The 13,734-nt window shown below is 55.9% G+C and carries 11 protein-coding genes; 5 read left to right on the top strand and 6 right to left on the bottom strand.

The window, feature by feature from the left end; translation table 11 throughout:
- Nucleotides 1-20 precede the first annotated feature (20 nt).
- Nucleotides 21-1,574: a multicopper oxidase CueO gene (cueO, locus tag ACOKCT_RS06330; RefSeq protein ID WP_420193285.1), complete on the bottom strand. Its 1,554-nt coding sequence runs from the start codon at nt 1,572-1,574 to the stop codon at nt 21-23.
- 145 nt (nt 1,575-1,719) lie between these two features.
- Here cueO and ACOKCT_RS06325 point away from each other — a divergent pair, with 145 nt between their 5' ends.
- From ACOKCT_RS06325 to speD, 3 genes are all read left to right on the top strand, one after another.
- The gene (locus ACOKCT_RS06325; RefSeq protein WP_103178301.1) at nt 1,720-2,067 is read left to right on the top strand and encodes a YacC family pilotin-like protein; all 348 of its coding nucleotides are present in this window, start codon (nt 1,720-1,722) and stop codon (nt 2,065-2,067) included.
- 110 nt (nt 2,068-2,177) lie between these two features.
- A complete protein-coding gene (gene speE / locus ACOKCT_RS06320) occupies nt 2,178-3,035 on the top strand; it encodes a polyamine aminopropyltransferase (RefSeq protein ID WP_103178300.1) in 858 nt (285 codons plus the stop codon).
- 5 nt (nt 3,036-3,040) lie between these two features.
- Nucleotides 3,041-3,835 (top strand): adenosylmethionine decarboxylase, encoded by a 795-nt coding sequence (gene speD / locus ACOKCT_RS06315; RefSeq protein WP_103181029.1) that lies wholly within the window; start codon nt 3,041-3,043, stop codon nt 3,833-3,835.
- A gap of 30 nt (nt 3,836-3,865) precedes the next feature.
- Here the strand turns inward: speD and yacL are convergent, their stop codons facing one another.
- Nucleotides 3,866-4,228 (bottom strand): protein YacL, encoded by a 363-nt coding sequence (gene yacL / locus ACOKCT_RS06310; RefSeq protein ID WP_103178299.1) that lies wholly within the window; start codon nt 4,226-4,228, stop codon nt 3,866-3,868.
- Between the two features lie 157 nt (nt 4,229-4,385).
- Nucleotides 4,386-6,983 carry a bifunctional aconitate hydratase 2/2-methylisocitrate dehydratase gene (gene acnB, locus ACOKCT_RS06305; RefSeq protein ID WP_156653918.1) on the bottom strand — a complete coding sequence of 866 codons (2,598 nt, stop codon included), beginning with the start codon at nt 6,981-6,983 and terminating at the stop codon, nt 4,386-4,388.
- A 314-nt stretch (nt 6,984-7,297) separates the two neighbouring features.
- On the opposite strand from acnB, the gene ACOKCT_RS06300 reads away from it, so the two are divergent.
- The gene (locus ACOKCT_RS06300) at nt 7,298-8,803 is read left to right on the top strand and encodes a DUF3300 domain-containing protein (protein WP_420193284.1); all 1,506 of its coding nucleotides are present in this window, start codon (nt 7,298-7,300) and stop codon (nt 8,801-8,803) included.
- Nucleotides 8,804-8,813: 10 nt separating this feature from the next.
- Nucleotides 8,814-9,605, top strand: a complete 792-nt coding sequence (locus tag ACOKCT_RS06295; protein WP_103178296.1) for a DUF2950 family protein — start codon at nt 8,814-8,816, stop codon at nt 9,603-9,605.
- 87 nt (nt 9,606-9,692) lie between these two features.
- On the opposite strand, the gene ACOKCT_RS06290 is transcribed toward ACOKCT_RS06295, so the two are convergent.
- The 3 genes from ACOKCT_RS06290 to aceF all read right to left on the bottom strand — a co-directional run bounded on the left by ACOKCT_RS06290 (nt 9,693) and on the right by aceF (nt 13,732).
- Complete coding sequence (locus ACOKCT_RS06290) at nt 9,693-9,977, bottom strand: hypothetical protein (RefSeq protein ID WP_103178295.1); 285 nt, start codon at nt 9,975-9,977, stop codon at nt 9,693-9,695.
- 226 nt (nt 9,978-10,203) lie between these two features.
- A complete protein-coding gene (lpdA, locus tag ACOKCT_RS06285; RefSeq protein ID WP_103178294.1) occupies nt 10,204-11,628 on the bottom strand; it encodes a dihydrolipoyl dehydrogenase in 1,425 nt (474 codons plus the stop codon).
- A 199-nt stretch (nt 11,629-11,827) separates the two neighbouring features.
- Nucleotides 11,828-13,732, bottom strand: a complete 1,905-nt coding sequence (aceF, locus tag ACOKCT_RS06280; RefSeq protein WP_103178293.1) for a pyruvate dehydrogenase complex dihydrolipoyllysine-residue acetyltransferase — start codon at nt 13,730-13,732, stop codon at nt 11,828-11,830.
- Between the last annotated feature and the right edge of the window lie 2 nt (nt 13,733-13,734).

Raw genomic sequence — 13,734 nt, 5'->3', positions numbered from 1 at the left:
GTAGCGCCACCGGGCTTTTTTTATACCGTGAACCCCAGCATCATCCCGGTATCTTCATGCTCTAACAGATGGCAGTGCGCCATATAGGCATACTCCTTCGGCGCGTCATGATCGAACTTCACTAACACCTCGCTCACTCCGCCTTCAACGCGCACCGTATCCTTCCAGCCTGCGCGATGCACCGCTGGCGCTTTGCCGTTTTCCGTCAGGATGCGGAACTGGGTGCCGTGAATATGGAACGGATGCAGCATCATGTCCCCTTCCCCGGAGATCGTCCAACGTTCATACTGCCCTTTAGCGGCGGCAAACTGCGGCGTGTGCATATCGAAGGCTTTGCCATTGATCCGGTTGCCGTTGTGGAAATCGAACCCATGCATGCTGTGATCCATTCCCCCCATCTGGCCATGATTCATATGACCCTTCATCTGGCCGTGATGCATCCCCGCCATCGCCTGGTCGCCATACTTCTTCATCAACGCCTGCATGCCCATCATGTCGAGCATCGGGTCCATGGAGAGCTGGAGCTTGCGCTGGGTCAGCCCCTCCAGCGACGGCAGTGCGGGCAGCGTGGTCAGGGTGTCCGGCAGTGCGCCCGAGGCGGTCACCAGCAGCGGCTGAATGCGCAGTACCGGCTGCGGTTTATCGAACGGCGCCACCGCCATCCCCATCTGGCTTACCGGCAGGGTTATCAGGTCAAAGGGCTTGCCGTCGCTGATGTCCACCAGCACCTCGAAACGCTCCCCCATCAGCATCGGCAGTTCGGTCACTTTTACCGGCTCAGCCAGCAGCCCGCCGTCGCTGGCGACGACATAGAGTGGACGCTTATCGCTGGCGGCGAAATTGAGCGAGCGGGCATTACAGCCGTTGAGCAGACGCAGGCGCAGCCACCCTTTCGGCGCATTGTGCTGCGGGTAGATCGCCCCGTTGGTCAGCAGCGTGTCGCCAAACCAGCCCACCGCGGCGCTCATCACATCCAGCTGATAGTCAATTTGCCCGTCGGCGGTAAATTTCTTGTCCTGCACGATCACCGGTACATCGTCAATGCCCCACTGCTTTGGCAGGCGCAGCAGACGGCTTTCGTCATCCTCAATCAGTACCAGCCCGGCTAACCCCATCGCCACCTGATGGCCGGTTTTACCGTGCTGATGGGGATGAAACCAGCAGGTCGCCGCTCGCTGCTCCGGAGTAAAGGTCACCGTCCGCTGGCCGCCGGGCTTAATGATACCGTGCGGTCCGCCGTCTACCTCACCCGGCACCTCCAGACCGTGCCAGTGGACGGTGGTCTCTTCGTTCAGGGTATTATGAATGTTAACGGTCAGCGCTTTTCCCTTGCGTAGCTGAATGGCCGGGCCCAGCAGGTTGCCGTTGTAACCCCAGGTGGTAGCGTGATGCGCACCAAAGGCGGTTTTCCCCGCCTGCACCACCAGATTCACCTGATTGCGTGCATCGGGAGCGAGTAAATTCGGGATCGGCAAAACAGGCCGCTCGGCGGCAAAGGCCGCGCGGCTCCAGAGGGGCAGCGCACTGGCGACGCCCAGTGCGGCAGAATATTTTAAAAAATCACGGCGTTGCATGTTCATCTCCTTATTCGCAGCAGTCAATGTTCTGAGCATAAACCCTCCCCTTGCCGGAAGGTCAAGAAAAGCCGCAATAATAAAGATCGTCGCACCGGCGGGAAGTGTGCTAACGTTGAATTTCCGTGACGTATTGGTAGAAGCAATGAAGACGTTTTTCCGAACAATTCTGTTCAGCACCCTGATGATTAGTTGCGCAAACAGCTATGCGCTGAGTGAAAATGAAGCCGAAGATATGGCGGATTTAACGGCGGTGTTCGTGTTCCTGAAAAACGACTGCGGCTACCAGAATTTACCCAACGGTCAGATTCGCCGCGCCCTGGTCTTTTTTGCTCAACAGAACCAGTGGGATCTGAGCAACTACGACAGTTTTGACATGAAAACCCTCGGTGAAGACAGCTACCGCGATCTCAGCGGCATCGGCATTCCCACGGCAAAAAAATGTAAAGCCCTGGCTCGCGACTCGCTGAGTCTTCTTGCCTACGTTAAGTAAATCCTCATCCGATGCCCCTTTGCTGAATTTATGACCGTGCAACCACGGTCATAGTTAGCTATGATGTTGCCCCCGTTTTATGCGGGTGTTAACAAAGGAGGTATCATCCCATGGCCGAAAAAAATATGTGGCATGAAACGCTGCATGACCATTTTGGACAGTACTTTGCCATTGATAACGTGCTCTATCATGAGAAAACCGATCATCAGGATCTGATCATTTTCGAAAACGCGGCCTTTGGCCGGGTGATGGCGCTGGATGGCGTAGTGCAAACCACCGAGCGTGACGAGTTCATTTATCATGAAATGATGACCCACGTCCCGCTGCTGGCACACGGCAATGCGAAACATGTGCTGATCATCGGCGGCGGCGACGGCGCTATGCTACGCGAAGTCTCCCGCCATAAATCCATTGAAAGCATCACCATGGTCGAGATTGACGCGGGCGTCGTCTCTTTCTGCCGCCAGTACCTGCCGAACCATAATGCTGGCAGCTACGACGATCCGCGCTTTACGCTTGTGATCGACGACGGCGTCAATTTTGTTAACCAGACGACGCAGACCTTCGATGTGATCATCTCCGATTGCACCGATCCGATTGGTCCCGGTGAGAGTCTCTTTACCTCGGCCTTCTATGAAGGCTGCAAACGCTGCCTGAACCCTGGCGGTATCTTCGTTGCCCAGAACGGCGTCTGCTTCCTGCAGCAGGACGAGGCCATCGACAGCCACCGCAAGCTGAGCCACTACTTTACCGACGTCAGCTTCTACCAGGCGGCAATCCCGACCTATTACGGCGGTGTCATGACCTTTGCCTGGGCCACGGACAACGATGCCCTGCGCCATCTCTCCACCGGCATCATTCAGGCGCGCTTCCAGCAGGCGAATCTGACCTGCCGCTATTACAATCCGGCCGTCCATACCGCAGCCTTTGCCTTACCGCAATATTTGCACGATGCTCTGAGGGGGTGAACGAATTGAAAAAGCTGAAACTGCATGGCTTTAACAACCTGACCAAAAGCCTGAGTTTTTGTATTTACGATATCTGCTATGTAAAAACGGCGGAAGAGCGCGATGGTTATATCGCCTATATCGATGAACTCTATAACGCCAACCGACTGACTGAGATCCTGTCAGAAACCTGCTCTATCATTGGCGCCAATATCCTGAACATTGCGCGTCAGGATTATGAACCCCAGGGTGCCAGCGTCACCATTCTGGTCAGCGAGGAGCCCGTCGATCCCACCCTTATCGACCATACGGAGCATCCCGGTCCGCTGCCGGAAGCGGTGGTTGCCCATCTCGATAAAAGCCATATCTGCGTACATACCTACCCGGAGAGCCATCCGGAAGGTGGGCTGTGTACTTTCCGCGCCGATATTGAAGTGTCGACCTGCGGCGTGATCTCCCCGCTTAACGCGCTCAATTACTTAATTCATCAGCTTGAGTCCGATATCGTGACCATTGACTACCGTGTGCGCGGTTTTACCCGCGATATCAATGGTATGAAGCACTTTATCGACCATGAAATTAACTCCATTCAGAACTTCATGTCTGAAGACATGAAAGCGCTGTATGACATGATGGATGTGAATGTTTATCAGGAGAATATCTTCCATACCAAGATGCTGCTTAAGGAGTTCGACCTGAAGCACTACATGTTCCATACCCGGCCGGAAGATTTAAGCGAAGATGAGCGCAAGGTCATTACTGACCTGCTGTGGAAAGAGATGCGCGAAATTTACTACGGCCGCAATATCGCGACCGTATAAGATGCGTCAGGAGCAGGGATGCTCCTGATACTATTTCTGCTTCACGAACTCGCGGTAGGCCGCCACCACCTGCAAGAAATCCTCTACGCCACACAGCGACAGACTCTCTTCATCGTAGTAGCTCATCCCCTCTTCCATCTCGTCGCCGGAAAACTCCAGCTGATTGGCACGAACCATGACCTCTTCGCCATCCATCCACAGCGTGTATTCATGCCCGGCGCGTTGCCAGGATCGTTCACTGCCTTTGACCGTGCGCGCAGCCTGTTCCACTTCATCGAGCAGGCCCAGGTTCTCTTTTACTTCCTCGTTGAACCAGTGACCGACCACCTCGTGGCCCATCGACATCCGCACTTTCACCACACCGGTGATATCACGCAGAAATTCGTAATCCATAGTATTTTCCTCTGCAAAGCTCTTGCAGTAATTATCGCAGCAGCGGGGAAGAAAAAAAGCCGAACGGGTGGAAGGAATGAAAATAAAAAACCCACCGCGTGTGCGATGGGTTTGACAGGCCCGGTAAGCGTCGAGCCACCGGGCAATGAGGCGTTGATTACACCGCCGTCTGGAAGATCACCCCGTCCGCTTTCTCGGTGTACTGAGAGAGCTGGTCGAAGTTCAGATAGCGATAGGTATCCACCGCGGTCTTATCTACCTGCGACACGAAGGTCTGGTACTCTTCCGGCGTTGGCAGTTTACCAATCAGCGCAGCAACCGCCGCCAGCTCCGCAGAGGCCAGGTAGACGTTTGCACCGGTACCTAAACGGTTCGGGAAGTTACGGGTAGAGGTGGAAACCACCGTCGCACCGTCAGCCACGCGCGCCTGGTTACCCATACAGAGGGAACAGCCAGGGATTTCGATACGCGCCCCGCTCTTACCAAACACGCTGTAGTAGCCCTCTTCCGTCAGCTGAGCCGCATCCATACGGGTTGGCGGCGCCACCCACAGACGGGTTGGCAGCTGGCCTTTGTGGGTATCCAGCAGTTTACCGGCAGCGCGGAAGTGACCGATGTTGGTCATGCAGGAGCCGATGAACACTTCGTCGATCTTGTCGCCCTGAACGTCAGAGAGCAGACGCGCGTCATCCGGATCGTTCGGCGCACAGAGGATTGGCTCTTTGATGTCAGCCAGGTCGATCTCGATCACCGCGGCATATTCTGCATCGGCGTCGGCTTCCAGCAGCTGTGGATCTGCCAGCCATTTCTCCATGCCCTGAATACGACGCTCCAGGGTACGGCGGTCGCCGTAGCCTTCAGCAATCATCCACTTCAGCAGCACGATGTTGGAGGTCAGGTACTCGATAATCGGCTCTTTGTTGAGCTTGATGGTACAGCCCGCAGCGGAACGCTCGGCGGAGGCATCGGTCAGCTCGAACGCCTGCTCCACTTTCAGCTCCGGCAGACCTTCGATCTCCAGGATACGGCCAGAGAAGATGTTCTTTTTACCTTTCTTCTCAACGGTCAGCAGGCCCTGTTTGATGGCGTACAGCGGGATCGCATGCACCAGGTCGCGCAGGGTGATGCCCGGCTGCATTTTACCTTTGAAACGCACCAGCACCGATTCCGGCATGTCCAGCGGCATGACGCCGGTCGCGGCAGCAAAGGCCACCAGGCCGGAGCCCGCCGGGAAGGAGATGCCAATCGGGAAGCGGGTGTGGGAGTCACCACCGGTACCGACGGTATCCGGCAGCAGCATGCGGTTCAGCCAGGAGTGGATCACGCCGTCGCCCGGACGCAGGGAGACACCGCCGCGGTTCATGATGAAGTCTGGCAGCGTGTGGTGCGTGGTGACGTCAACCGGCTTCGGATAGGCCGCGGTGTGGCAGAAGGACTGCATCACCAGGTCTGAGGAGAAGCCCAGGCACGCCAGGTCTTTCAGTTCGTCACGGGTCATCGGACCGGTGGTATCCTGAGAGCCCACGGAGGTCATCTTCGGCTCGCAGTACGCACCCGGACGGATACCGGCTACGCCGCATGCACGGCCAACCATTTTCTGCGCCAGAGAGTAACCACGGTTGCTTTCCGCCACGTCTTTTGCCTGACGGAATACGTCTGAGTGCGGCAGACCCAGCGCTTCACGCGCTTTGGTAGTCAGGCCACGACCGATGATCAGCGGGATACGGCCACCGGCACGCACTTCGTCAATCAGCACGTCGGTTTTCAGTTCAAAGCTCGCCAGCAGCTCGTTGGTTTCGTGGTTACGCACTTCGCCTTTGAACGGGTAAACGTCAATCACGTCGCCCATGTTCAGGTTAGAGACATCCACTTCAATTGGCAGTGCCCCCGCATCTTCCATGGTGTTGAAGAAGATTGGCGCAATTTTGCCGCCGAGGCACAGGCCACCGCCACGTTTGTTCGGCACGTGTGGGATATCATCACCCATGAACCACAGCACGGAGTTGGTCGCGGATTTACGGGAAGAGCCGGTACCGACTACGTCACCCACATACGCCAGCGGGAAGCCTTTTTTCTGCAGAGCTTCGATCTGTTTGATCGGGCCGACAGCGCCTGGCTGATCCGGCTCAATGCCTTCGCGGGCGTTTTTCAGCATCGCCAGGGCGTGCAGTGGGATATCCGGGCGTGACCACGCATCCGGCGCCGGAGAGAGGTCATCGGTGTTAGTTTCGCCCGTCACCTTGAAGACGGTAACGGTCATTTTTTCCGCCAGCGCAGGGCGGCTCAGGAACCACTCGGCATCCGCCCAGGACTGCATCACCTGCTTCGCGTAGCTGTTGCCCGCTTTGGCTTTCTCTTCTACGTCGTAGAAGTTATCGAACATGAGCAGCGTATGGGACAGGGCTTTGGCGGCGCCAGGCGCCAGCGTGTCGCTGTCCAGGGCATCGATCAGCGGATGAATGTTATAACCACCCTGCATGGTGCCGAGCAGTTCAATCGCTTTTTCAGGGGTAACCAGTGGGGAGGTTGCGTCGCCTTTGGCAATCGCAGCAAGGAAACCGGCTTTTACGTAGGCAGCTTCATCTACGCCTGGCGGTACGCGGTTGATCAACAGATCTAACAGGAATTCTTCTTCGCCTTTTGGCGGATTCTTCAGCAGCTCGACGAGCGCGGCCATTTGGGTTGCATCTAACGGTTTGGGTACAATCCCCTCGGCGGCACGTTCTGCTACGTGCTTACGGTATTCTTCTAGCACGACGGTTCTCCTCGCTCTCATTGTCATATGCGGCGGGCGTTCTCTTCACGCTCCTGTGAGACAGCAGTTTGTAGGGTATATGCCCGATACCGCGTCGGGCAGCATAGCAGGATTTTCAGACAGTGTTAATCCGTTTACAAAAAAGCAACATTAAATTGTTTGCTGAATCGTTAAGCATGGTGTAGCGGCACGCTGCTGTGTAATAAATAGTCACACTCTTTGCCCGATGAAGGCCCACGGTTCCACCCGTAAAGTCAAAAAGCGAGGGACGGGAAGATTATACTCCCGGCATAACTCTTCTCTTCGGAGTCTTTATGAAGCTGCCCTTTTCCCCAACGTTGCTCGCCCTTCTCTGTAGCGTCGGGCTATTTGCCGCCTCCGGGGTGATGTATGTTAAAAGCCGCGCGCCAGAAACCGTAAGCGAAGCTGCGCCAGCTACAACGGCTGCCACTCCACCAGCGCCCGTTGCCGCCCCAGTCTATAGCGCCGCACAAATTGACCAGAGGGTTGCGCCCATCGCGCTCTATCCCGACCCCCTCCTGTCACAGATTCTGATGGCCTCGACCTACCCTTCCAGCGTTATCCAGGCGGCGCAGTGGTCGCAGGATAATCCCAAAATGGAGGGTGATGCCGCCATTCAGGCCGTCTCCGGTCAGCCCTGGGACGCCAGCGTGAAATCCCTGGTCGCCTTCCCGCAGCTTATGTCGTTGCTGGGCGGCAACCCCGAATGGGTACAAAATCTGGGAGACGCTTTCCTGGCGCAGCCAAAAGATGTGATGGACGCCGTGCAACGCCTGCGCGCGCTGGCGCAGCAAACCGGGGCGTTAACATCGACGCCGCAGCAAAAAGTGACGGTAGCGACAGTACCCACCTCAACCGCTACGGTGAAAACAGCCTCCACGCCCAGCCAGACGGTGATCAAAATAGAGCCTGCCGACCCGCAGGTGGTCTATGTGCCATCCTATAACCCATCTGTGGTGTATGGAACCTGGCCCAACGCCAGCTATCCGCCGGTATATCTGCCCCCTTCTCCCGGTCAGCAATTTACCAGCAGCTTTGTGAAAGGGTTTGGCTATAGCCTGGGTGTCGCCACCACCTACGCGCTCTTTAGCAGTATCGACTGGGATCATCACGACGATGACCACCATCATCACGATGACGATCATCACGACGACCATCATCATGATGGTTATTCGCATAATGGCGATAATATCAATATCAACGTTAACAATTACAACAAGATAACCGGAGAGCACCGCACAGATAACCACATGGCCTGGCAGCATAACCCGGCTTATCGCAACGGCGTTCCCTACACCAATAGCCAGCTCGCCAGCCACTTTCACCAGACCCATGTTTCCCAGGGGCTGAGCGCGACAGAGCATCAGTCGGTCAACCGCGACAGCCAGCGTCAGGCGGCGATGGCGCAGGTGCAGCAGTCGACGGGCAAATCACTGACCCAGCTCAGGCAACCTGCAACCCTGCATGGACAGCATCCGACCTCCAGCCAGCAGCTTAAACAGATCTCACAGCGGAACAATTTCCGTGGTTACGACAGCCCACCGCCCCGGATGCAGCATCGCCTTAGCCAGCCGCATACTGAGTACAAACAGGCTGCGCGCCCTGTGGAGCATGACTCCCGACCACTACGCGCCAATGCGCTGAGCGGTAACGACAGCCGCTCAGCTAACTGGCGGGCCCAGCAGCAACGCGGGCTGGAAAGCCGCCAACGCGCTTCGCTTAACGGCGAGCAGCGTGCGGAACTGCGAGAGCAGCGGTTCGAACGCCATGTTGAACACCGTGAATTACGCCATCGTTAAGGAAGCCGTCATGAAAAGTAAACCGATCGCGGGCGTCTTATTGCTGATGGTTTCATCATTTGCCGTCGCCCAGGCGCATTTTCCTACGCCCGACGGGGCTGCCAGCGCGCTGACCAAAGCCATTAGCGAGCAAGATCAACGCGCCATGCAGGATCTGCTGGGTGATAACTGGCACGATGCGCTACCGCCGGAAGGGGTCGATCCTGACGCGGTGGATCGTTTTCTGCGCGACTGGCAGGTTAAGCATGAGATAGTCCTCGACGGAGAGGTTGCCCATCTGGCCGTTGGCAGCAGCGGCTGGCAGCTACCTGTCCCGTTGGTTAAAACCGCCGAAGGCTGGCGCTTTGATATGAAGGCTGGCGCAGAGGAAATTCAGACCCGGGAAATCGGTCGAAATGAACTGGCGGCCATGGAAGCGCTGCATGCGTATGTTGATGCCCAGCAGAGTTACTACGCGCTGAATCATCGGTATGCACAAAGCATCGTCAGCACTCCGGGGAAAAAAGAGGGTCTTTACTGGCCCACAGTCCCAGGCGAAGCGCCAAGCCCGCTGGGTCCGGCATTCAACCCGCCGCAACCGGGCGAAGGCTACCACGGCTATCATTTCCGCATCTTACCCGCTCAGGAGGGATTTGCGATGGTCGCCTGGCCCGTAAGCTACGGTCAGACAGGGATAATGAGCTTTATCATCGATCAAGATGACAAGGTGTATCAGCGCAATCTCGGCGCGGATTCACAGCAACAGGCGCAGGCGATGAGCGCCTTTACGACGGCGCCAGGCTGGCAGCCGGTGGCCCGCTAAGGAATGGGCCCGGATGCGGCTTCGCCTTACCCGGGCGATTATAAACAAGCCCGGATAAGGTGTTTGCTCCGCATCCGGGAATCAGCATTATCCCTGATGCGGCATCAGCTCAGGATAGCCTTTAAAAGCCGATTTCGTGCTGGTTAAGGCCGCCTCATCATCATGAATACTGCCAGAGTTCGCTGCCCAGACGCCTTCCTGAGTATGGGTGATCTGTTGGTGCCGCGCATTCAGATCCTGCCCCATCGCAGCAATGTGCGTACTTTCGGTTACCCCGCTGTTAGCGGCCCACGGAATCACCGGATCGCTGGCGCAGGCCATACCGGATACCAGAACAGTCATTAACAGAGCAGGCTTTAAAAAGCGTTTCATTACATTCCCTCAATTTAATTACCTTGCTACTAGTTTACTACGTTACCAGTGTCAGGGAATGACAAGTTACTGGGAATTATTTCTTGTGAAACAAGGTGTTGTTTAGATAATCAATTGTCAAAATTGTTAACACACCGGCAGGTTGGCAGGCACAAAAAAAGCGGCCACAGGCCGCCTGATTAAGAGCCAGAAAGCAGAGAGCGCCTTCTGGCTGGTCAGCGTAAGCTTACTTCTTCTTCGCTTTCGCGTTTGGCAGGTCGGTGATGCTGCCTTCAAACACTTCTGCCGCCAGGCCAACAGACTCGTGCAGAGTCGGGTGAGCGTGGATGGTCAGCGCGATGTCTTCAGCGTCGCAACCCATTTCGATCGCCAGACCGATCTCGCCCAGCAGCTCGCCGCCGTTGGTGCCGACAATCGCACCACCGATCACACGGTGAGTCTCTTTGTCGAAGATCAGTTTGGTCATACCGTCTGCGCAGTCGGAAGCGATAGCACGGCCAGAAGCAGCCCACGGGAAGGTGGCAGTTTCGTAGCTGATGCCTTTCTCTTTCGCTTCTTTCTCGGTCAGACCGACCCATGCCACTTCTGGCTCGGTGTAGGCGATAGATGGGATCACTTTCGGGTCGAAGTAGTGCTTCATCCCGGCGATAACTTCTGCGGCAACGTGGCCTTCGTGAACACCTTTGTGCGCCAGCATTGGCTGACCGACGATATCGCCGATAGCAAAGATGTGCGGCACGTTAGTGCGCAGCTGTTTGTCAACGCGGATGAAACCACGGTCGTCCACTTCCACGCCCGCTGCACCTGCATTGAGGTTTTTACCGTTCGGCACACGACCGATCGCCACCAGCACGGCGTCGTAACGCTGCGCTTCAGCAGGGGCTTTTTTGCCTTCCATGGAAACGTAAATACCGTCTTCTTTCGCTTCAACGGCAGTCACTTTGGTTTCCAGCATCAGATTGAATTTCTTGCTGATGCGTTTGGTGAAGACTTTAACGATGTCTTTGTCAGCAGCCGGGATAACCTGGTCGAACATCTCAACCACGTCAATGTCTGAACCCAGCGCATGGTAAACGGTACCCATTTCCAGACCGATAATACCACCGCCCATAACCAGCAGGCGTTTTGGTACTTCTTTCAGCTCCAGCGCATCGGTGGAGTCCCATACGCGCGGATCTTCATGTGGAATGAATGGCAGTTCGATCGGACGGGAGCCCGCCGCGATGATCGCGTTGTCGAAGTTGATTACGGTTTTGCCGTTTTCGCCTTCCACTTCCAGGGTGTTGGCCCCGGTGAATTTACCCAGACCGTTAACTACTTTTACTTTACGGCCTTTAGCCATACCAGCCAGACCGCCGGTCAGCTGATTGATGACTTTCTCTTTCCAGGTACGAATTTTATCGATATCGGTTTTCGGCTCGCCGAAGACGATACCGTGTTCAGCCAGCGCTTTGGCTTCTTCGATAACTTTCGCTACGTGCAGCAGCGCTTTAGAAGGGATACAGCCGACGTTCAGACAAACACCACCCAGGGTGTTGTAGCGTTCTACGATGACGGTTTCCAGACCTAAATCAGCGCAACGGAAGGCAGCAGAATAACCTGCCGGGCCTGCCCCAAGTACCACGACCTGAGTTTTGATTTCAGTACTCATCATGACCTCTTATTGATTTCCGGCGGTCCAGGTACTTTGTCGCCCTTCATCCACCGGGACGTTCTATCCGCCCGCAGTTTACAAAATTGTTAACAATTTTGAAACAACAAACGGCTCACGAATTTCCGCTTTCGCCAATAACCTCACGAACCACATGAGATTAACAGAAAAAAGCCGGCCGTCAGGCCGGCTTTTTTACTTACATCACCAGGCGGCGAATGTCGCTCAGCATGTTGTTGATGATGGTGATAAAGCGCGCACCATCAGCACCGTCGATCACGCGGTGGTCGAAGGAGAGAGAGATTGGCATCATCAGACGCGGCACAAACTCTTTACCATTCCACACCGGCTCCATCGCAGACTTGGAGACACCAAGGATCGCCACTTCCGGCGCGTTAACAATCGGCGCGAAGTGGGTAGTACCCAGGCCGCCGATGCTGGAGATAGTGAAGCAGCCGCCCTGCATTTCGCCGGCAGTCAGCTTACCATCACGCGCTTTCTTGGAGATGGTGGTCAGTTCACGAGACAGCTCGGTAACGCTCTTCTTGTTCACGTCTTTAAAGACCGGAACAACCAGACCGTTTGGCGTATCAACCGCAACACCGATGTTGATGTATTTCTTCAGCGTCAGCTTCTGGCCATCTTCGGACAGGGAGCTGTTGAAGCGTGGCATCTGTTCCAGAGCCGCAGCAACTGCCTTCATGATGAAGACCACTGGGGTGAATTTCACGTCCAGTTTACGCTTCTCAGCTTCGGCGTTCTGCTGTTTACGGAACGCTTCCAGATCGGTGATATCGGTTTTGTCGAAGTGGGTAACGTGCGGGATCATCACCCAGTTACGGCTCAGGTTAGCACCAGAGATTTTCTGGATACGGCCCAGTTCCACTTCTTCGATTTCGCCGAACTTGCTGAAGTCCACTTTCGGCCAAGGCAGCATGCCCGGGATACCGCCACCGGTGGCAGCAGCAGGTGCCGCTTCAGCGCGTTTAACCGCCTCTTTCACGTAAGCCTGAACGTCTTCACGCAGGATACGACCTTTACGGCCAGTCCCTTTCACTTTCGCCAGGTTCACACCGAATTCGCGCGCCAGGCGACGAATCAGCGGGGTCGCGTGGACGTATGCGTCGTTTTCAGCGAACTCAGATTTGCCTTCCGCTTTCGCAGCCGGAGCGGCAGCTGGTTTAGCAGCCTGAGCCGGTGCAGCAGCAGGTGCTGGCGCAGCAGCAGCGGCCGGAGCGGCTGCAGGCGCAGCGCCTTCCACTTCGAAGACCATGATCAGGGAGCCAGTAGAAACTTTGTCGCCGGTGCTGATTTTGATCTCTTTAACGGTACCGGCGAACGGCGCAGGCACTTCCATAGAAGCCTTGTCGCCTTCAACGGTGATCAGTGACTGTTCAGCGGCAACTTTATCGCCCACTTTCACCATCACTTCGGTGACTTCAACTTCGTCACCACCGATGTCAGGAACGTTAACCTCTTTCGCACCGCCAGCCGCAGCTGGAGCAGCAGCCTGAGCCGGAGCAGCTTCCGCTTTCGCTGGAGCCGCAGCGCCTTCAGCACCCGCCACTTCGAAGACCATGATCAGGGAGCCAGTAGAGACTTTGTCACCGGTGTTGATCTTGATCTCTTTAACGGTGCCCGCGAACGGTGCTGGCACTTCCATAGAAGCTTTATCGCCTTCTACGGTGATCAGGGACTGCTCAGCCGCAACGGTATCGCCCACTTTCACCAGGATCTCAGTGACTTCAACTTCGTCACCACCGATGTCAGGCACGTTAACTTCTTTCGCTGCCGCAGCAGCTGCTGGAGCAGCGGCGGCTGGAGCGGCTTCTTTCTTCTCTTCCTGCGCAGGTGCAGCAGCGGCTGCACCATCGGCGGAATCGAAAATCATGATCAGTTTGCCAGTCTCGGTTTTATCGCCAACAGAGACTTTGATCTCTTTAACGATGCCAGCCTGAGGAGACGGGACTTCCATAGAGGCTTTGTCGCCTTCTACGGTGATCAGCGACTGTTCAGCTTCAACTTTGTCGCCTACTTTGACCAGGATCTCGGTGATTTCAACTTCATCAGCCCCGATGTCCGGTACATTGATTTCGATAGCCATTA

Source organism: Leclercia sp. M-A074-M, assembly GCF_965195605.1.
Lineage (GTDB): Bacteria > Pseudomonadota > Gammaproteobacteria > Enterobacterales > Enterobacteriaceae > Enterobacter.
This window is presented reverse-complemented; position numbering and strand designations above follow the sequence as displayed.

Excerpts from the sequence above, each read along its gene's own strand:
- ACOKCT_RS06325 (WP_103178301.1), top strand. The coding sequence starts at position 1,720 with ATGAAGACGTTTTTCCGAACAATTCTGTTCAGCACCCTGATGATTAGT.
- speE (WP_103178300.1), top strand. The coding sequence starts at position 2,178 with ATGGCCGAAAAAAATATGTGGCATGAAACGCTGCATGACCATTTTGGA.
- lpdA (WP_103178294.1), bottom strand. The coding sequence starts at position 11,628 with ATGAGTACTGAAATCAAAACTCAGGTCGTGGTACTTGGGGCAGGCCCG.
- yacL (WP_103178299.1), bottom strand. The coding sequence starts at position 4,228 with ATGGATTACGAATTTCTGCGTGATATCACCGGTGTGGTGAAAGTGCGG.
- ACOKCT_RS06290 (WP_103178295.1), bottom strand. The coding sequence starts at position 9,977 with ATGAAACGCTTTTTAAAGCCTGCTCTGTTAATGACTGTTCTGGTATCC.
- ACOKCT_RS06295 (WP_103178296.1), top strand. The coding sequence starts at position 8,814 with ATGAAAAGTAAACCGATCGCGGGCGTCTTATTGCTGATGGTTTCATCA.
- cueO (WP_420193285.1), bottom strand. The coding sequence starts at position 1,574 with ATGCAACGCCGTGATTTTTTAAAATATTCTGCCGCACTGGGCGTCGCC.
- aceF (WP_103178293.1), bottom strand. The coding sequence starts at position 13,732 with ATGGCTATCGAAATCAATGTACCGGACATCGGGGCTGATGAAGTTGAA.
- ACOKCT_RS06300 (WP_420193284.1), top strand. The coding sequence starts at position 7,298 with ATGAAGCTGCCCTTTTCCCCAACGTTGCTCGCCCTTCTCTGTAGCGTC.